The sequence below is a fragment of the Kineococcus sp. AC630 genome (assembly GCF_979255925.1).
In genome coordinates this window covers 196,287-214,494 of sequence record NZ_CEEDMJ010000003.1, presented here as the reverse complement: position 1 = coordinate 214,494, position 18,208 = coordinate 196,287, and the positions used below count along the sequence as shown (strand labels likewise).

Here is an 18,208-nt window from a genome sequence, read left to right as displayed (position 1 = left end):
ACACGCACGACCACCGTCGAAGAGGCACGGTCATGTGGATCCTCGGAGCGGATTCCGTCGTCGTCCTGGTTCCCCGAGGGTGCTGTGACGTCTCCGCCCCCTCACGGCCTCACGCGGAGGTGTGCTCCAGAGCGACCCCGGCGGACCCGGTCCCGGGCTCGATCCCCCAGGACTCCGCGCTCACCCCGGCCGCCTGCGCGGCACGCCGGTACTGCGCCAGCGTGCTCGCCAGGGTCCGGGGCCAGGTCGCCGCCGGTGTCGTGACGCGGTTGTGCTCCCGGATCCGACCGCGTCGGCCCTGGTTGATGGCCAGGTCGTGCAGGTGCCGGACGGCGTCGGCGTCGTCGAGGGCCAGCAGACCTTCCACGTCGTGGCGGACGAACTCGCGGACCCCGCTGGAGGCCATCGCGACGACGGGCAGGCCGACGCAGCGGGCTTCCAGTGCAGCCAGGCCGAAGGACTCCAAGCGGGCCGGCGCGAGGTAGACGTCGGCCGCGGACAGGATCTCGCGCACCTGAGGTCGCTCGACACGGCCTGGCAGGTGGACCCGCTCGGCGAGGCCGGCCTGCTCGAGCCTGCGTCGGGTCGCGGGCACCAGGGGGCCGTCGCCGACGAGAACCGCGTGCAGGTCCACGTCCGCGGGTAGCGCGCGGTGCAGGTCCCGAAGCATCCGGACGAGGGCGAAGGGGCGTTTGCGGGGGGCGAAGCGCAGTGCGCTGACGACGGTGAAGGTTCCCGGGTTCGGCGATTCCGGGTTCAGCGGCTCCGGGTTGGGCCCGGTGCGCCAGGGCTCGGGGTCGATGCCGTTGTGCAGCACCTGGACAGGGCGTCCCACCGTGCGACTCACCGGCGCCGCCACGGCCTCGCTGACCGCCGTCCACTGCAGGCCCCTGGTGGTGGCGGTACGCAGGGCCAGTGCCATCGGGACGGCCGCGCCGTGCGGAACCATCGAGTGCACCGTGAGCAGTGCGGGAACACCGAACTCGCGGGCCGTCGCAGCGGCGCGCCAGGCCAGGGGGGAGAACACGGAGGAGTGGGCGTGGACGACGTCGGCACCGCTGAGGAACTCGGCGAGGTCGCGCTGCGGGCGCGTGACCCTGTGCACCCGGACGCCGCAACCGGCCCCGGCGGACGCGGCCGCTCCGCCCTCGGGCGTGCGGGTGACGATGTCGACGCTGTGCCCGCGGCCCGCCAGGCGAGTGGCCAGGTCGCGCACGTGCAGTTCGATCCCACCGAGCACGGGCAGGTAGCTGTCGGAGACGAGCGCGATCCTCACGCGGTGGTCCTCCGGGTGCGACGGAACCCCCACCAGCCCGCCAGGGCCAGGCTCCCGACGGGGACCTCCAGGACGACGACGAAGAGGCGGTACAGGAGCACCCCGGCCAGCGCGGGACCCGCGGTGACCCCGCCGGCGAGCAGGACGGCGGTGGCTCCGGCTTCGGCGAACCCGACCCCCGCCGGCGTGACCGGCAGGGTGCTCGCGAGACGGTCGACGACGAAGGCGACGACGACGACGGACGGCGTCGTCTGCGCGGCGGCCCCCGTCATCGACAGGCAGACCCCGAGGAGGACTCCCTGCAGCAGCACGTACCCGACGACTCCGGCGGACAGGTGGCGCCAGCGCCCGCCGACGGTCTGGCGCACCTGTCGGCGCAGTGCCACGACCTCGACTCGCGCCCTGGCCACCCGCCGTCGCGTGCGTTCCCGCCCGAGCCTGCCGACGCCGATCCGTGCGAGGACGTCAGCGCACCGCAGCACGACCCGCGCCGCCGCCGCCGAGCCTGTCCGCGAGGAGAGCGCCACGGCGATCCCGACGAGGAGCGCCACCGCGACGGTCACGGCGACGGTCGGCACCAGCACCTGGCCGGGCAGCGAACCGACCGCGGCCGTGAGGACGACGGCGGACACGCACACCGCCAGCTTGCCGACGACGTCGAAGAGGTTGCTCGTGACCGTGAAGTCCGCGATGTGGCGGGCGGAGAACCCCCAACGACGCAGCATCGTCGAGTTCAGCCACATCCCGGCCACGCCACCGGCGGGTAGGACGTTGGACAGTGCGCTGCCCGAGAGGTTCAACAGGAGCGCCCGCCGCCGGGTCAACCCGGGCAGCGCCCCCGTCAGCGTCTGCGCGTAGACGACCAACCCCGCCCACCAGAGCGCCGCGAGCACCGCCATCCCGGCCACCGGAACGGCGACCACGACGGACCGCACCGCCGTCCACGTCGTACCCAGCACGGAAGGCAGGAAGGCGAGGAGCACCACGGCGACCGCGGAGGAGACCAGTCCGAGGGCGAGCTGAAGGCCCGAGGCGCGCGGGCCCCGGCGTGGTCCGTGATCCCGACGGTGCTGATCCCCGTCGTCGAACCCTCGACCGTCCGGCACGAGGACGCCGCCCTGCGACGCAGGCGGTGGAACCGGTTCCGCTTCGGGCTGGTCACCGCTCACGGGTCCACCGTGGCGAGCCTCGGTGGTCGTCTCACGTCGGGTCGAGTCGTGGCCCACGAGCGTGGTCCACGCCGGGGACGGTTGCGCCTGCACGCGTTCACCATGAACCAGTCCCGCTGAGAGTGAGCTGAACGGACGGCTCCCGTGGGCTCGTTCCGGCAGCCCCGGGTCCCCCTCGATGCGGCCCGCGATCACGCGTGCCGTGAGGGCTGCGCTCGTCCGGGCGGGCCGTTCAACGGCCGGGGAGGTCGACGATCGGAGCCGAGTGCGCGCCGGAGCGACCGCCTGGCCCTCCGGTCGATGACCGGCTCACGGGAACGAGCACCGACTGAGAGCGTGTCCGGGTGGCTCAGGACCGGAGGCTCCTGAGCCCGCTGCGGATCTCACGAACCAGGATGTCGGGTTGCTCGAAGGCGGCGAAGTGCCCGCCTCGCTCCGCCTCGCCGTAGTGGATCAGGTCGGTGCAGGTGTCCTCGATCCAGCTGCGGGGGAGCCGCGGGATGTCGCCCGGGAACACCGTCACGGCCACCGGTAGTTCGAGTTTCGGACCGGCGAAGCTGCCGGTGGAGTTCTCCCAGTAGGTGCGACCCGATGAGGCGGCGCTGTTCGTGTACCAGTACAGCGAGATCGCGTCGAGGATGTCGTCGGTGTCGAGGACGTCCTCGGCGAGACCTTCGTTGTCCGTCTTGGACTGGAACTTCTCGTAGATCCAGGCAGCCTGGCCCGCCGGGGAGTCCGCGAGGGCGGACCCGACGGTCTGGGGCTTCGTGCTCTGCACGTGGTTCGACCCGCCGAGCACCCCGGTGTACAGCGCCAGTGAGTCGACGGCGTGACGTTCGTCGGGGGAGAGCGTGTCGGGGACCTCTGCGGGGAAGGCGTACTGCGTGTTCAGGTGGATGCCGAGGAGACCGGTGGGCCGCATCGCCCCCAGGGCCGTCGTCACGACCGCCCCCCAGTCACCACCCTGCGCGGTCCACTCTGCGTACCCCAGGCGTCCCATCAGCTGTACCCAGGCGTCGGCGACCCGACGCACGTCCCACCCGGTCCCGTTCGGCTTCGCGGAGAAACCGAACCCGGGCAGCGACGGGATGACGACGTCGAAGGAGTCCGCGACGTTCCCTCCGAAGCTCACGGGATCGGTCAGCGGGCCGATCAGGCGCAGGAACTCCACGATCGACCCCGGCCACCCGTGCGTCAGGAGGAGCGGCATCGCGTTCGGGTTCTGGGAGCGGACGTGGAGGAAGTGGATGTCCAGCCCGTCGATCTCGGTCAGGAAGTTCGGGAGGCGGTTCAGCTCGGACTCGAACCGACGCCAGTCGTACTCCCGCCTCCAGTGCTCGACCAGCGCCCTGAGGTTCTCCGAGCGGACGCCCTGCGACCAGTCGCCGACCGTCTCCGGGTCCGGCCACCGCGTCCTCGCCAGGCGCTGCTCGAGGTCCTCGATCGCGGAGTCCGGGACCGCGACGGTGAACGGGCGGACGAGTGTCCGGGGAGCGGAGTGTGTCGCGGTCATGGCGGGTCTCCTCAGGTGGTTGCACATGCCTGTGCACTGCACGTGGGTGTGCAAGCTACGCCACTGCACACCCGTGTGCAAGAGTGTCGACGTGCAGAACGATCCGGTGCGGACCCGATCCGTCGGTGAGACGCGGGACCACATCCTCGACGTCGCTCGCGAAGTCCTCGGACAGGACCCGGGTGCGGGGATGGGGGACATCGCCGCAGCCGCCGGTGTGGTGCGCCGCACCGTCTACGGCCACTTCCCCACGCGCAACGACCTGGTGCGCGACCTCACCCGGGGTGCTGTCGACGAGATCGTCGCCGTGCTCGCCGCGGTGGATCAGCCCGACCGGGCCGCAGACGCGGTGTGGACCGACTTCGTCGCCCGCCTGTGGCCCCTGGCGCACCGCTACCGCGTGCTCCTGGCCCTGCGGCGCGGCGAGCACGGCGAGGAGATCCACGTGCTCCTGAGACCGGTCGACGAGGTTCTCGCCGGCCTCGTTCGGCGAGGCCAGGACAGCGGGACCTTCGGGGGACACCTGCCGGCCGAGGTCCTCAGCCAGATCGCCTACACCACCGTGTTCACCCTGGCCGGACACGAGGAGGACGGCACCCTCGGCGTCCGCGCGGCGATGATCACCAGTCTGTTCGTCCTGGGCGTCCCCGAGGCGCGGGCCAGGACGCTCGCCGCTGGAGACGGGTGACGTCCAGCCCTCGGGAGGGCTCGTCGCAGGACCGCGGCTGGGCGCCATCGGGTTCTCCTCGTCTCGCGCACGGTCGACCCACGGCCGAGAGGAGGCGTTCGGTTCCACCTCGTGCGGTGGGGGGACGGCGTGCTCCGGTGACGGAAGGCTCGGATCCCCGGCGTCGCTGCTCGAGCTGCTGCTCGTCCACCGTGCGGGTCCGTGTCGTCCACGAGGGAGCGGGACGGGACACCGCGTCCGCACGCCCCTGGAGGAGTCGGCGACGACTCCTCCAGGGGTGTCGGGGAACGCGGGGTGGATCGTTCAGCGGATGGAGCGGTCCGCCTGGTCGAGCCGGGCTCGCAGCTCCTCGCGGGTCCGGCGCCGCGGCTCGGCGGGATCCCCGCTCTCGGTGTAGACCCCGGCGTAGGCGGGCTGGTCGCGCTGGAAGCGCCAGCTCTCGGCCAGGGGGCCGGTGTCGAAGACGTCGTAGCCGACGGCCTCGATGAACTCGGTGACGACGCGTTCGGCCGCCTCGTCGTCCCCGGCGATCGTGAGCGTCGCGCGGTCGGGTGCCCCGGCGGGGCGCTGCAGCTCCCCGAGGTTCTGCGCGAAGATGTTGTTGAAGGCCTTGACGACGCGGGCGCCCGCGAAGTGGCGCTGCACGAACTCGCTGGTGGTCAGCTCGTGGCTGTCCAGGACGGCGATGTCGCCGTCGCGTTCGGGGTAGTAGTTGCAGGTGTCGATGACGACCTTGCCGTCCAGGGACTGCGCCGGGAGCTCCGGGACGCGACCCAGCGGGATGGTGACCACCACGAGGTCCCCCGCCGCGGCGGCCTCCGCGGTCGTCGCGGCGCGCGCCCGGGGCCCCAGCTCCTCCACGAGGCCGGCCAGCGACTCCGGACCGCGGGAGTTGGCGATGACGACGTCGTACCCGGCGTCCACCGCCAGACGGGCGAGGACGCTGCCGATGTTCCCACTGCCGATGATGCCGATGATGCTCATGTCCCGTGCAAGGCGCCCCGGGAGGCGAGCATTCCGCTGCGTCCGGCGGACCGTCGGGGTCGTCGACCGTGCTCAGGTGACCGGTCCGAGGTGCCGATGGTCCCCCGGGAGCGGCCCGACGGCCGCCAGGAGCACAGGAGACATCCGCATGACTGAGGGGATCGTCGGTCCCGACGCCGCCGGCCGGGCTGACCGCCGGCGGCATTTCGCCGACCAGCCGGTGGCCACCAAGCTCGCCGCACTCGTGGTGGCCGTGTCGGTGATGGCCGGCGGTCTGCTCGCGGTCGGGCTCACCGGTGCGTCAGGCGTGAACGACCGGGCGCACGCCATCTACTCCGAGGGTCTGGTCCCCGAGACCCAGCTCGCCGGGGTCCGCGCCAGTGCGCTCCAGGCCCAGCGCGACCTCGCCAACCTGGCACTGGCCTCCGACGACGCCGCCCGCACGGACCTGCAGGCACGGCTGAAGACGGACGACACGCGGCTGGACGATCTCGTCGCGAAGTTCGAGACGGCCGCGTCCACGCCGCAGCAGCGCGCCCAGCTGAAGGAGTTCACCGTCTGGTGGAACTCCTACCGCGCCACCCGCGACAACTTCCTGACGCCGCTGGCGACGTCGACCGACCCCGCGGACCGCGCGAAGTTCCAGTCCCTGTACCTCGGGAACGTGTCCATCCTCGCCGGTCACGCCCAGGACGCGCTCGACGCGCTCGCGACCTCCAGCGATCGCACCGCCGTCGCCTCAGTCACGGCGGCCTCCTCCAGCTACTCCCGGGCACGCCTGACGATGATCGCCGTCGCCGTCGGGGGTCTGCTGCTGATCGCGGTGCTCGCCAGGTGGATCACCCGCATGGTGGTCCGGCCCCTGCGCCGGGTCGTCGAGGTGCTCGACCGGGTCGCCACCGGCGACCTCACCGCCGCCGCCGACGTCCCCCAGCGCGACGAGGTCGGCCGGATGGCCCAGGCCCTGGGGGCCGCGACCGGCAGCATGCGGCGCACCGTGTCCAGCCTGCACGGTGAGGCCGTGGCCCTGGCCTCGGCCACCGAGGAACTGCACGCCAACAGCCGCCTCATCGCCGGCGGCGTCGACGACGTGTCGGCCCGCGCCTCTGAGGTCGCCCACGCCGCCAACGAGGTCACCGCCCACATCGCCGGTGCCGCGGCCGGTGCCGAGGAGATGGGTTCCTCCATCCGGGAGATCTCCTCCAACGCCTCGCGCGCCGCGGGCGTCGCCGGTGACGCGGTCCGCATCGCGGAGGAGACCGGCCGGACGATGGCCCAGCTCGGCCGGTCCTCGGCCGAGATCGGTGACGTGGTCAAGACCATCACCACCATCGCCGAGCAGACGAACCTGCTCGCCCTCAACGCGACCATCGAGGCGGCCCGGGCCGGCGAGGCCGGTCGTGGTTTCGCCGTCGTCGCCGGCGAGGTGAAGGAACTCAGCGGCCAGACCGCGCGCGCCACCGAGGACATCACCCAGCGCATCGAGGCGATCCAGCGCGACGTGGACCAGGCCGTCACGGCCATCGGCAGCATCGGGCTCGTCGTCGCCGAGATCAGCGACTACCAGGGCACCATCGCCGCCGCCGTGGAGGAGCAGGCCGCCACGACCCAGGAGATGGGCCGCAGCGTCAGCGACGCAGCCGGTGGCGCGGGGCAGATCGCCGTCACCGTCGACACCGTCGCCGCGGCGGCCCGGACCGCCGGCTCCGGCGCCTCCGACACCGAGCGCGCCGTGGGCGAGCTCGCGGAGATGGCTGCGCGGATGCGCACCACCGTCTCGCACTTCACCTACTGACCCATCGCTGACCCACCGCTGACCCACCGCTGACCACCACGCCCAGGCCGGGAGCCCCACGATGAGAACGACCACCCGCCGCACCGCCGGCACCCTCCTCGCCGGTGCCGCCCTCCTCGGCGCTCTCGCCGGGTGCGGCGCCGACGCCCCCGGGACGACGGCCGCCGCGGCCCCGGCCGACGGACCCCACGTCGCGTTCCTCGTCCCGTCCACCTCCCTGCGGTCGATGGCTTACGACGTCCCGAACTTCTCGGTGGAACTGGCCGAGAAGTGCCCCACGTGCGTCGTCGACGTCCAGACCGCCCCCGACCAGGCGACCCAGAACACCCAGGCGCAGCAGGCGATCGCCGCCGGCGCCAAGGCCCTCGTCGTCGTGGCGCTCGACGGGGCGAAGGCCGGAGACCTGGTGAACGCGGCCAGGTCCGCGAGCGTGCCCGTCGTCGCCTACGACCGCCTCGTCAAGGGCGCGCCCATCGACTACTACGTCTCCTTCGACGGCAACGCCGTCGGGAAGCTCGGTGGCCAGGCGATCCTGGACTCCGTCGGCGAGGACACTGCCGGCGGGGCGATCGTGATGCTCGAGGGTGACCCCGCGGACAACAACGCCGGGTTGTTCGCCGCCGGGGCGCACTCCGTCCTGGACGGCAAGGTCGACATCGCCACCGAACGCTACGTGACCGGGTGGAGTTCGGACGAGGCCGCCGTGCAGATGCGGTCGGCGCTGCAGGACCTCGGGAACCGTCGTCTCCTGGGCGTGTACACCGCCTACGACGGGCTGGCCGCCGGTGCGCTCCAGGCGCTCGGTGACGCGGGTCTGAGCGGGGTTCCGATCACCGGTCAGGACGCCGAGACCGCTGCGCTGCAGCGGATCCTGGGCGGTACTCAGACCATGACGATCTACAAGGACCTCCCCGCCCAGGCGCGGACGACGGCCGACCTCGTCGACGACGTCCTGAAGGGGCGCACCCCCGAGACGACCGGCACCACCGACAACGGCGCGGGTGCGGTTCCCACCGTCCTGCTCCAACCGCAGGCGGTCGGGAAGGCCGAGGTGCAGAGCAAGGTGCTCGCCGACGGGTACACCACCGTCGACGCGTTGTGCGCCGGTGCGGCCAGCGCCGCGTGTGCGTCGGCGGGGATCTCCGCGGCGAACTGACCCGACCGGAGTTCCGACCCGACGCCCACCCCGTCGTCAGGGGGAGGTGCTGCGTGCCCGGTCGAAGCAGGCGGTCGTCGTGGCGCGGGCCCGCTCCAGACCCAGGGTCAACCCGTTCCGCCGATGCTCGTCGGACAGGATCTCCACCCCCCACGGACCGTTCCACCCGAGATCCTCGAGGAGGCGGATGAACCCCGTGACGTCCTGCGCGCCCTCCCCGCAGTAGCGCCGTCGATCGCGGGTGTCCTCGAACAGGTCGCCGACCGGGTCGGCGTCCGCGTCGTCCAGTTCGACGGCCGCCACCTGTTCCAGGGTCAGGCTCCGTCCCAGTTCCGCCAGCGAGGTGCCCGCGCGGAACACGTGCCAGAAGTCGACGGCGAGGCCGGCCGCGGGGTGGTCGACCGCACGGACCAGGTCCGCGCCGGCCGGCAGGGAACCCACCCTCGAGAACGGCAGGGGTTCGAGAGCCACCCGGGTGCCCACGCCGGCCGCCTCGACCGCCAGACGCCGCAACGGGTCGACGAGCGGGGACATGTCGCTCCAGGGTTCGCCGAACGCGGTTCCCGCCTTGACGAAGGGCGAGCCGAACGCGCTCGCGGCCTCGAGCAGGAGGTCCCAGCGCTCGCGCCAGGCCTCCTCCGGCAGCCACCAGTCTGCGATCAGTTCGACCTCCAGGTGACGCAGCCCCCGTTCCCGGGCGTACTGCGCGACCTGGTCGAAACCTGTCGTCGACCTCATGAGTTCGAGGTCCTCGTGGGCGAAGCCGAGTCCGGCCCACCCGCCGGCGGCGACGGCGTCGATGCGTTCGAACGGGGTGAGGGGGGAGACCTCGGAGGGGTCGAGAGGACGCGCGGTCCCAGCGGTCGTCCAGCACGTGGCGACCAGCTCGGGTGCGGCCATGTCGGTTCCGTTCGCCGTGGGAGGGATGCCGTGGGAGGGGTGACGGCGCCGGGCGAGCGTACCCGGGGGTTGGCGATCTCGGCGGTCCTCGGGGGACTCCCAGCCCTCCCGTTCTTGACCCGTTCAAGCTGGGCGGGCAGGATGGCCGTGTGCCCACCACCGATGAGCTCGAGCGCGTGCTGCGTGGCGCGGGCCTGCGGGTGACGCAGCCGCGCCTCGCCGTCCTCGACGCGGTGCACGCCCTGCCCCACGCGGACACGGAGGCCCTCATCGGCGCCGCCCGGTCCCGCGTGGACGGGGTCTCGCACCAGGCGGTGTACGACGTGCTGCGGGTCCTGACCGACAACGGCCTGGTGCGACGCATCCAGCCGCAGGGTTCCGTGGCCCGCTACGAGGCACGGGTGCACGACAACCACCACCACCTCGTGTGCCGGGTGTGCGGGGACATCACCGACGTCGACTGCGCCACCGAGCAGGCGCCGTGCGTCACACCACCTTTAGTCGACGGTTTCGACGTCGACGAGGCCGAGGTCATCTACTGGGGCCGGTGCCGGTCCTGTGCGACGACCCCGGCCCCCTCCGCCGACCCCTCCGAACCCGTTCCTCCAGCAGAGAGAAGCACTTCGTGACCGAACTCGACAAGGCCCAGTCCCAGTCCACCAGCGAGAGTGAGAACCCGGCGATCAAGTCGCCGACGCCGGCCACGAACGGCCGGCCCCGCACCGCGCAGGACTGGTGGCCGAACCAGATCGACCTGTCCGTGCTGAACAAGCCGTCGCGCGACTCCGACCCGCTGGGGGAGGACTTCGACTACGCCGCCGAGTTCGCCAAGCTCGACGTCGCGGAACTCAAGCGCGACCTCGTCGAGGTCATGCACACCTCGCAGGACTGGTGGCCGGCGGACTGGGGCCACTACGGCCCCCTGTTCATCCGGATGTCCTGGCACGCCGCGGGTACCTACCGCATCGCCGACGGCCGTGGTGGTGGCGGTGAGGGCGGGCAGCGCTTCGCGCCGCTGAACAGCTGGCCCGACAACGCCAACCTCGACAAGGCGCGTCGCCTCCTGCTGCCGATCAAGCAGAAGTACGGCCGCAAGATCTCCTGGGCCGACCTGCTGGTCCTGGCCGGGAACGTGGCCCACGACGACATGGGCCTGAAGACCTTCGGGTTCGCCTTCGGCCGCGCCGACAACTGGCAGCCCGGTGAGGTCTTCTGGGGTCCCGAGGACACCTGGCTCGGCGACGAGCGCTACCAGGACGACGCCCCGCTGGACCTCGAGGAGGGTCACCTGGCGGCGGTCACCATGGGCCTCATCTACGTGAACCCCGAGGGCCCGAAGGGACAGCCGGACCCGCTGGGCTCGGCCCACGACATCCGCGTGACGTTCGGGCGCATGGGGATGAACGACGAGGAGACCGTCGCGCTCGTCGCGGGCGGCCACACGTTCGGCAAGACCCACGGCGCCGGGAACCCCGAACTGGTCGGTGTGGAACCCGAGGGCTGCCCCGTCCACGGCAACGGCCTGGGCTGGAAGAGCGAGTTCGGCACCGGCAAGGGTGCGGACGCCATCACCAGCGGCCTCGAAGGGGCGTGGACCCCCACGCCGACCCAGTGGGACAACACCTACTTCGAGACGATGTTCTCCCACGAGTGGGAGCTCACGACGAGCCCCGCCGGGGCCAAGCAGTGGAAGCCCAAGGACCCCGCGGCGGGCGACCTCGTGCCGGACGCGCACATCGAGGGCAAGCGCAACGCCCCGATGATGCTCACCAGCGACCTCGCGCTCATGGCGGACCCCGTCTACCACGAGATCTCCAAGCGCTTCTACGAGAACCCCGAACACTTCGCCGACCAGTACGCCCGCGCCTGGTTCAAGCTGCTGCACCGCGACATGGGCCCGCGCAGCCGTTACCTCGGGCCGGACGTCCCGGCCGAGGAACTGGTCTGGCAGGACCCGACCCCCGCCGTCGACCACGAGCTCGTGGGTGACGCGGAGGTCGCCGACCTCAAGCAGCGCCTGCTCGCCGCGGGGCTGAGCGTCTCGCAACTGGTCCACACCGCCTGGTCCGCGGCGGCGTCCTTCCGCGGCACCGACAAGCGGGGCGGCGCCAACGGCGCACGCCTGCGCCTGGAGCCGCAGCTCGGCTGGGCCGTCAACGCGGGCGTCGCCGACGTCCTGCCGGTCCTCGAGCGCGTCAAGGGCGAGTTCGAGACGGCGACGGGGAAGAAGGTCTCCCTCGCCGACCTGATCGTCCTCGGCGGTACGGCCGCCGTGGAGAAGGCCGCGCTCGACGCGGGCGTCTCCATCACGGTGCCGTTCTCGCCCGGCCGCACGGACGCCACCCAGGAGCAGACGGACGTCGAGAACTACCGCTGGCTCGAGCCGCGGGCCGACGGGTTCCGCAACTGGATCGACCCGTCGAGCAAGCTGCACCCCGAGACGCTGCTGCTGGACCGCGCCGGGATGCTCGAGCTGACCGCCCGCGAGATGACCGTCCTCATCGGCGGTCTGCGGGTGCTGGGCGCGAACACCGGCGGCGTGCAGCACGGGGTGTTCACCGAGACCCCGGGCGTCCTGTCCCAGGACTTCTTCCGCAACCTCCTGGACCTGGGCGTGCAGTGGCGGACGGCCACCGACACCGAGGGCGTCTACGAGGGCCTGAACGCCGCCGGCGACGTCGTCCGCACGGCCACCGCCGTCGACCTGGTGTTCAACTCGAACTCCATCCTGCGCGGCATCGTGGAGGTCTACTCCGCCGACGACGCGCAGGAACTGTTCGTGCGGCACTTCGCCGCGGCGTGGCAGAAGGTCATGGAGCTCGACCGCTTCGACCTGCGCTGACCACCACCCCGGAGTTCTGAACCAGGGCACCGGAAATCGGGGACGCCCCGGCCCGCGCACCGCGGGCCGGGGCGTTCCGCTGCCCGGCGGACCCTGGCCACGACCCACGACTGGCGGGCTCACCGTCTGGCGCGGAAGGTGGCCCCGTGACCACCCCCCGTCGAGCTCCCCGCCCCACCGATCCGGTCACCCACGCGGAGGTCCTCGTCGTCGGCGGTGGCAACGCGGGCATCTCGCTGGCCGCCAAGCTGCTGCGTGACGGTGCGCAGGACGTCGTGGTCCTCGAGCCGTCCCCGGTGCACCGCTACCGACCGCTGCTGAACTACGTCGGGTCGGGTCAGGCCACCCCGGCCGACGTGGAACGGCCCATGGCCTCGGTGGTCCCGGACGGCTGCCGGTGGGTGCAGGACGCCGTCGCGTCGGTCGACGCCGAGACCCGCACGGTGCGGACCCGGCGGGGGGCGAGCATCGGCTACACCACGCTCGTGCTCTGCCCGGGCATGCGTGAGGACTGGGCGGCCACCCCGGGGCTGCAGGACGCCTACAGCTCCGGCTGGGCGGGCTCGACGTACGTCCCGAGTTCCGCCCCTCTCGTGTGGCCGGCGCTGACGGGGACCACGTCCGGCCCGGTCGTCTTCTCGATGCCGCCGGAACCCGCGCCCTGCGCGCCGACGGCGTTGAAACCCCTCTTCATGGCCTGCGACCACTGGCGCCGCCGCGGGGTGCTGGCCGATCTCGACGTCACCCTGGTGATCCCCGAAGACCAGGCGCTGGGGGTGGCCGGGGCCGACGAGCACCTCGAGGTGGCCTTCGCGTCCTACGGCATCACGGTGCTGCGGCGCTCGCGGGTGCAGGCCGTGGACCCGGTGCTGCGTGCGGTGGACATCGCCACCCCGGCCGGGACGCGGCGGGTGGACGACGTCGCCTACGCCCACCTCGTGCCCCACTACCGCGCTCCGGAGTGGATCACCGAGAGCGGCCTCGCCGACGCGGGCCCGGCCGGACTCGTCGACGTCGACCCCACGACCCTGCGGCACGAGCGCTTCGGGGACGTCTGGGGCATCGGGGACGCCGCCTCGATCGGCACCCGGTCCTCGGGCGGGGCCCTGCGCAAGCAGGTCCCGGTCGTGGCCCACAACATCGCCGCGGCCGCCCGGGGACGCCGGTTGCGTTCCTACGACGGGTACACCGTCATGCCGGTGACGACCGCCCGGGACCGGCTGATGCTGGTGCAGGCCGACCGGAAGGGCCCGCGCCCGTTGAAGCTCCCGGACCCGTTCGCGCCGCGCCGGGCCGCGTGGTTGCTCGACCGCTACGTGCTCCCGCAGACGTACTGGCACCGTCTGCTGCGCGGCAAGGTCTGACCGGCCCACCCCACCGGGGGGAATCTTGCCCGGTCGGGGTCCGGTGTGTTCCACTCACCCCGCTCCACCTCACGACCCACCGACCGGCGGGTGCACGGCCTGCGCGGCGCAGGTGAGACGTCTCTCCCGAAAGCGCAGTCGTGTCGTGAAGCAGATGCACCTCGGAGTCTTCGAAGTCCTCGGTCCTCAGGTCGGCGGGACGCTCAGCTGGCCCCATCCCCGCTCGGCTGGTGCGAACTTCACCTCGCTCGAGCACTGGGTGCACCTCGCCCAGGTCATCGACCGGGCGGGTTTCACCTTCCTGTTCCTGGCCGACACCTTCGGCTACCCGACCGCCGACGGCGAACTGGCGGAGACGGCGGCGGCCCGGGGCATCAACTTCCCGACGTTGGACCCGGCGGTGGTCGTGACGGCGTTGGCGCGGGCGACGGAACGCCTCGGGTTCGTCGTCACCTCCCCGACCGGCCTCGACCACCCCGTGCAGACCGCGCGGCGTTTCGCCACGCTCGACCACTTCACCGAGGGCCGCATCGGCTGGAACATCGTCACGGGGTCGGCGCAGGACGTCGTCGCCGAACTCTTCGGGCACGACGAGATGATCCTGCACGACGAGCGGTACGCGATGGCCGACGAGTACGTCGACACCGCCCTGAACCTCTGGGAGGGCAGCTGGGAGGACGACGCCCTGGTCGTGGACCGTGCGGCCGGGTTCTACGCCGACCCGGCCAAGATCCACCGGGTGTCGTTCGAGGGCCGCTGGTTCCGGTCCTCCGGCTACTTCGCCTCCCCGCCGTCACCCCAGCGGACACCCGTGCTGTTCCAGGCGGGGACGTCGGAGCGCGGACGGACCTTCGCGGCCCGCAACGCCGAGGCGGTGTTCGTGCAGGCCACCACGATGGACGCCACCGCGCAGGCCGTCGCCGACATCCGGGCCAAGGTCGCCGCCCACGGGCGGGATCCGCGGTCGGTCACCACGATCATCGGGGTCACCGTCGTGGTCGCCCCCACCCACGCGGAGGCGGTCGCCCGACGCCGCGAGTTCGAGGCGTTGCAGTCGGACGAGATCGTCGCCGCGCTCTACTCGCACAACACCGGCATCGACCTGCTCTCGCTGGACCCGGACGGAACCCTCGAGCAGGTCCTCGGCCGGGGAGCGGCGGGCCAGACCGGGCAGACGAACATCACCCGGTTCACCGGTGGCGACGGTGAACCCGCGAAGACCGTCCGCGAGGTGCTCGACGCCCTGCGCGGCCGCGGGACGCGGGGTTTCGCGATCACGGGGGACCCCGTGGAGGTCGCCGACGGGCTCGAGCGGATCCTGGACGCCACCGACCTCGACGGTTTCATGCTGGAGCCGGTCTTCGCGCCGGGCGACGTCGAGGACTTCGTGGAACTCGTGGTGCCGGTCCTGCGCGAGCGCGGTCGCCTGCCCCAGGCCCCCACGACGGGAACCCTGCGGGAACAGTTGTCCGGCCAGGGTTCTGCCCGTCTCCCCGCTGACCACCCCGGAGCGTCCCGTCGCCGGTCTCAGAACGCACCGTGATCCCGGATCTCCCGACGCCGGGACAGGTTGCCCCCGATGAGGAAGAACACGCCCAGTCCGAGGTAGAGGCAGTTGCTGGCCGCGTCGGTCGGCAGGACCGGATCGGGTGAGTTGGCGACGATGCCGATCCCGGCGAAACCCATGCCGATGAGGACGAGAGCGTGCAGGACGACGTTCTTGTGCGCCTGGCGCACCGAGCCGGCGAACACCAGCACGGTGATCCCGTAGAAGAACAGCAGCACCGAGCTCACCACCGAGACGGTGAACACGCCGAACAACTGCGCGCCACTGCGGAAGAACCCCATCTCGTCGTAGTACGTGGTGATCCCGGGGACGAGCCCGAGCACGCCGAGCAGGCCCAGCAGGAGACCGATGGCCTGGGCGTGCCGCCGGACGGGGCCGCCCCTGGTCTTCGTGATCTCGACGGCTGAGCTGCCGAGGGCGCGGACGTCGTCGGTCGTGGAGGTGGGTCGGTGGGAGCTCACGGCGTTCCCTTCGAAGGCTGGTGGGCCTGGTGTCGAGGAGGTCGCGCCGCTGGGTTGGACGGTTCGACCACGGTGACGCGCCGCGCGCCGACGCGCATCTCGGGATCCACGGTGTGCGCTGCTGTCCGGTGGGTAGCACCAGGACATGACGAACCCACGCCGCAACGGCCTGACGTCCGTCGCCGACCAGAGCGAAGGAGAACGCGGTGGCCCGGGCAGCATCCTGTCGCGGCAGAGCGCGGACCACGCAGAACTCGACGCTCTGATGGCGGCCTACGCCGCGGAACCCGACGTCGACGCCAGAGGACGCGTCGTTGCCGAGTTGGCGGAGCGTGCCCTGCGGCACGCCTTCGCCGAGGAGACGGTGCTGTTCCCCGCCTACCGCAGGCACCTGCCCGGTGACCGGGACGAGCTGACCGCCCACATCGAGGCCGACCACCAGCAGGTCAACGACCTGCTGAAGGACCTGCAGCGCGCCGACCCGCGCTCACCCGGGTACGACGACGAGGTCCGCCGCGTCTTCGAGGTGATCCGCCACGACGCCCACGGCGAGGAGGACGACCTGCTGCCCCGGCTGCAACAGGTGGCCGGCCCCGAGGAGTTGCGGGTCATCGGCGCCGCGTGGGAGGCGGCCCGACGTGGTTCGCCCACCCGTCCCCACCCGAAGGTGTCCCGTCACCCACCGGGCAACGTCGTCGCCGGGGTCGGGTTGGCGGTGTCCGACCGGGTGAAGGACGTCGTCGACCACCGGGCACCGATCGGCACCGCTCGCCGTGCCGCGGGTCAGGGAGCTCTGGCCGGTCTGGTCGGAACGGCGGTGATGACGGGCGGCGAGAAGCTGGAGCAGGCCCTGACCGGGCGGCCGAACTCCTTCGTGCCCGGGCACACCCTCCGGCGCCTGCTCGGCCGCCACGAACCGCACGACAGCGTCGGCTGGAACCTGGCCATGCACTGGGGGACCGGGGTGTTCCTGGGGGTGGCCGCCGGGCTCGCGGGCCGGGCCGGGCTCCGGGGAGTTCCCGGGATCCTCACGTCGGTCGGTGTGCGTGTCGGCTTCGACCACGTCCTTGAGACCGCCACGGGGGTCGAGCGTTCTCCGCTGGCCTGGCCGGCTCGGCTGCTGGCCGTGGACACCCTGCACAAGAGCGTGTACGGGCTCGTCACCTCGGTCGTCGTCGACCGGCTGCGCGCGCGAACCCAGCACCCCGCCCGGGGTGACTGACGCCCGCTGGGTCCGCCGCCGCACGAGGTCGCGTGCACGACGAGGACACCGGAGTGGTGGTGAAACCCGTCCCGGTCAGGAGTGAGCGGTGTCGGGGTGGGTAGGTGAACGGGACGACCCCGGCCGAGGCCGGGAAACCGGAGGTGAGGAGAGAGCACGTCCCTGCAGTTGCTCCCCGTGGAGGAGCAGGTCGTCGTCATCACGGGCGCGTCCAGCGGCATCGGCCTGGTGACCGCCCGGACGGCGGCTCGGCGTGGCGCCGCCGTCGTGCTGGCTGCTCGCAACGAGCAGGCGCTGGCGCAGGTGGCGCAGGAGATCCGCGACGCGGGCGGTCGCGCCGTGCACGTGGTCGCCGACGTGGGGAAGGAGGACGACGTCGCCCGCATCGCGGCCGCCGCGGTCGCGGAGTTCGGCCGCTTCGACACCTGGGTCAACAACGCCGGGGTCTCGATCTTCGGACAGGTGGACCAGGTCTCCACCGCGGACGTGCACCGCATGTTCGACACCGTGTGCTGGGGCGTCGTCCACGGTTCGCGGGCCGCGATCGAGCACTTCCGCGACCGCCGCGGACCCGCGGGGGCCATCGTCAACGTCGGCAGCTTCTTCGGCGACCGGGCTCCGTCGTTGCAATCCACCTGCTCCAGCGCGAAGTTCGCCGTTCACGGTTTCACCGAGGCGATGCGGGTGGAGATGGCGACCGAGGGGGTGTCGGTGTCGGTGACCCTGCTGCACCCCGGCCGCATCGACACCTCGTACAACGAGCACGCGCAGGCAGGCACCGGCCACCAGCCCGCCCACCGCGGGATGATCTACCCGCCGGAGGCCGTGGCCGAGGCGGTCCTGCACGCCGCGGCCCACCCGGTGTGGGACCTGTTCATCGGGGGACAGTCCAAGGCGCTCGTCCTCCTCTCGCGGGCGGCGCCGCGGCTGGTCGACCGGGTGATGCGGACGGACGGCTACAGCTCCCAGGTCGCCGAGCGTCCGTCCGGCGACAACGAGGCGAGTGCTCTGCACCACGCCGGGTACGGCCTGCACGAACGCGGAACCCACCAGGGCCGCTGGTACCACCGCCGCAGCTACTACCTGGAACTGGAGAAGCACCGCACCGCGGCGGTGGCGGCGTTGGTCGGCGCCGGAACCGCTCTGGTCGGGTGGTCCTCGGCCCGTTGGGCCGTGCGGAACCCCCGGTCCCAGAGCGTGTTCGCCGGCAGGGCCCGGACCTGACGACGCAGGGCGTCGTCACCGCGGTCCCCGTGCACCGCAGAGCGGAT

General features: G+C 72.2%; 16 protein-coding genes. 10 read left to right on the top strand and 6 right to left on the bottom strand.

Annotation, left to right across the window (positions count from 1 at the left end; genetic code table 11):
• Nucleotides 1-109 precede the first annotated feature (109 nt).
• Together AC0I8G_RS04725 and AC0I8G_RS04720 are read right to left on the bottom strand one after the other, a co-directional pair.
• Nucleotides 110-1,276, bottom strand: a complete 1,167-nt coding sequence (locus AC0I8G_RS04725) for a glycosyltransferase family 4 protein (RefSeq protein WP_471728889.1) — start codon at nucleotides 1,274-1,276, stop codon at nucleotides 110-112.
• Entirely contained in the window at nucleotides 1,273-2,382 is a 1,110-nt protein-coding gene (locus tag AC0I8G_RS04720; protein WP_471728971.1) for a lysylphosphatidylglycerol synthase domain-containing protein, read from the bottom strand. Before AC0I8G_RS04720 ends, AC0I8G_RS04725 begins: the two co-directional genes overlap by 4 nt.
• Between AC0I8G_RS04720 and AC0I8G_RS04715 the strand changes: the two genes are divergently transcribed.
• Entirely contained in the window at nucleotides 2,332-2,565 is a 234-nt protein-coding gene (locus tag AC0I8G_RS04715) for a hypothetical protein (protein WP_471728975.1), read from the top strand. The two genes, AC0I8G_RS04720 and AC0I8G_RS04715, sit on opposite strands and share 51 nt — an antisense overlap.
• Nucleotides 2,566-2,794: 229 nt before the next feature.
• On the opposite strand, the gene AC0I8G_RS04710 is transcribed toward AC0I8G_RS04715, so the two are convergent.
• Nucleotides 2,795-3,958, bottom strand: a complete 1,164-nt coding sequence (locus AC0I8G_RS04710) for an epoxide hydrolase family protein (protein WP_471728888.1) — start codon at nucleotides 3,956-3,958, stop codon at nucleotides 2,795-2,797.
• A gap of 91 nt (nucleotides 3,959-4,049) precedes the next feature.
• On the opposite strand from AC0I8G_RS04710, the gene AC0I8G_RS04705 reads away from it, so the two are divergent.
• Nucleotides 4,050-4,646 carry a TetR/AcrR family transcriptional regulator gene (locus AC0I8G_RS04705; RefSeq protein WP_471728887.1) on the top strand — a complete coding sequence of 199 codons (597 nt, stop codon included), beginning with the start codon at nucleotides 4,050-4,052 and terminating at the stop codon, nucleotides 4,644-4,646.
• 303 nt (nucleotides 4,647-4,949) lie between these two features.
• On the opposite strand, the gene AC0I8G_RS04700 is transcribed toward AC0I8G_RS04705, so the two are convergent.
• Nucleotides 4,950-5,630 carry an NADPH-dependent F420 reductase gene (locus tag AC0I8G_RS04700; RefSeq protein ID WP_471728886.1) on the bottom strand — a complete coding sequence of 227 codons (681 nt, stop codon included), beginning with the start codon at nucleotides 5,628-5,630 and terminating at the stop codon, nucleotides 4,950-4,952.
• A gap of 148 nt (nucleotides 5,631-5,778) precedes the next feature.
• Here AC0I8G_RS04700 and AC0I8G_RS04695 point away from each other — a divergent pair, with 148 nt between their 5' ends.
• Together AC0I8G_RS04695 and AC0I8G_RS04690 are read left to right on the top strand one after the other, a co-directional pair.
• Nucleotides 5,779-7,425: a methyl-accepting chemotaxis protein gene (locus tag AC0I8G_RS04695; RefSeq protein ID WP_471728885.1), complete on the top strand. Its 1,647-nt coding sequence runs from the start codon at nucleotides 5,779-5,781 to the stop codon at nucleotides 7,423-7,425.
• A 61-nt stretch (nucleotides 7,426-7,486) separates the two neighbouring features.
• Nucleotides 7,487-8,581 carry a sugar ABC transporter substrate-binding protein gene (locus AC0I8G_RS04690; RefSeq protein ID WP_471728884.1) on the top strand — a complete coding sequence of 365 codons (1,095 nt, stop codon included), beginning with the start codon at nucleotides 7,487-7,489 and terminating at the stop codon, nucleotides 8,579-8,581.
• A 36-nt stretch (nucleotides 8,582-8,617) separates the two neighbouring features.
• Here the strand turns inward: AC0I8G_RS04690 and AC0I8G_RS04685 are convergent, their stop codons facing one another.
• Nucleotides 8,618-9,481, bottom strand: coding sequence for a sugar phosphate isomerase/epimerase family protein (locus AC0I8G_RS04685; RefSeq protein ID WP_471728883.1), 864 nt, complete (start codon nucleotides 9,479-9,481; stop codon nucleotides 8,618-8,620).
• A gap of 149 nt (nucleotides 9,482-9,630) precedes the next feature.
• Between AC0I8G_RS04685 and AC0I8G_RS04680 the strand changes: the two genes are divergently transcribed.
• The 4 genes from AC0I8G_RS04680 to AC0I8G_RS04665 all read left to right on the top strand — a co-directional run bounded on the left by AC0I8G_RS04680 (nucleotide 9,631) and on the right by AC0I8G_RS04665 (nucleotide 15,230).
• Nucleotides 9,631-10,110 (top strand): Fur family transcriptional regulator, encoded by a 480-nt coding sequence (locus tag AC0I8G_RS04680; protein ID WP_471728882.1) that lies wholly within the window; start codon nucleotides 9,631-9,633, stop codon nucleotides 10,108-10,110.
• The gene (gene katG / locus AC0I8G_RS04675) at nucleotides 10,107-12,323 is read left to right on the top strand and encodes a catalase/peroxidase HPI (RefSeq protein ID WP_471728881.1); all 2,217 of its coding nucleotides are present in this window, start codon (nucleotides 10,107-10,109) and stop codon (nucleotides 12,321-12,323) included. Before AC0I8G_RS04680 ends, katG begins: the two co-directional genes overlap by 4 nt.
• A 146-nt stretch (nucleotides 12,324-12,469) precedes the next feature.
• Nucleotides 12,470-13,687 (top strand): NAD(P)/FAD-dependent oxidoreductase, encoded by a 1,218-nt coding sequence (locus tag AC0I8G_RS04670; protein ID WP_471728880.1) that lies wholly within the window; start codon nucleotides 12,470-12,472, stop codon nucleotides 13,685-13,687.
• 154 nt (nucleotides 13,688-13,841) lie between these two features.
• Entirely contained in the window at nucleotides 13,842-15,230 is a 1,389-nt protein-coding gene (locus AC0I8G_RS04665; RefSeq protein WP_471728970.1) for an NtaA/DmoA family FMN-dependent monooxygenase, read from the top strand.
• On the opposite strand, the gene AC0I8G_RS04660 is transcribed toward AC0I8G_RS04665, so the two are convergent.
• On the bottom strand, nucleotides 15,215-15,715 hold the full coding sequence (locus AC0I8G_RS04660) for a DUF4383 domain-containing protein (protein WP_471728879.1): 501 nt from the start codon (nucleotides 15,713-15,715) through the stop codon (nucleotides 15,215-15,217). The genes AC0I8G_RS04665 and AC0I8G_RS04660 overlap by 16 nt on opposite strands.
• Nucleotides 15,716-15,860: 145 nt before the next feature.
• Here AC0I8G_RS04660 and AC0I8G_RS04655 point away from each other — a divergent pair, with 145 nt between their 5' ends.
• Both AC0I8G_RS04655 and AC0I8G_RS04650 read left to right on the top strand, forming a co-directional pair.
• On the top strand, nucleotides 15,861-16,937 hold the full coding sequence (locus AC0I8G_RS04655; RefSeq protein ID WP_471728878.1) for a hemerythrin domain-containing protein: 1,077 nt from the start codon (nucleotides 15,861-15,863) through the stop codon (nucleotides 16,935-16,937).
• A gap of 177 nt (nucleotides 16,938-17,114) precedes the next feature.
• Complete coding sequence (locus tag AC0I8G_RS04650; protein ID WP_471728877.1) at nucleotides 17,115-18,161, top strand: SDR family oxidoreductase; 1,047 nt, start codon at nucleotides 17,115-17,117, stop codon at nucleotides 18,159-18,161.
• Nucleotides 18,162-18,208: the final 47 nt, after the last annotated feature.

Bases quoted from the DNA above. Each gene is read 5' to 3' on its own strand.
- AC0I8G_RS04690 (WP_471728884.1), top strand. From the start codon at position 7,487: ATGAGAACGACCACCCGCCGCACCGCCGGCACCCTCCTCGCCGGTGCC.
- AC0I8G_RS04665 (WP_471728970.1), top strand. From the start codon at position 13,842: ATGCACCTCGGAGTCTTCGAAGTCCTCGGTCCTCAGGTCGGCGGGACG.
- AC0I8G_RS04695 (WP_471728885.1), top strand. From the start codon at position 5,779: ATGACTGAGGGGATCGTCGGTCCCGACGCCGCCGGCCGGGCTGACCGC.
- AC0I8G_RS04700 (WP_471728886.1), bottom strand. From the start codon at position 5,630: ATGAGCATCATCGGCATCATCGGCAGTGGGAACATCGGCAGCGTCCTC.
- AC0I8G_RS04685 (WP_471728883.1), bottom strand. From the start codon at position 9,481: ATGGCCGCACCCGAGCTGGTCGCCACGTGCTGGACGACCGCTGGGACC.
- AC0I8G_RS04710 (WP_471728888.1), bottom strand. From the start codon at position 3,958: ATGACCGCGACACACTCCGCTCCCCGGACACTCGTCCGCCCGTTCACC.
- AC0I8G_RS04655 (WP_471728878.1), top strand. From the start codon at position 15,861: ATGACGAACCCACGCCGCAACGGCCTGACGTCCGTCGCCGACCAGAGC.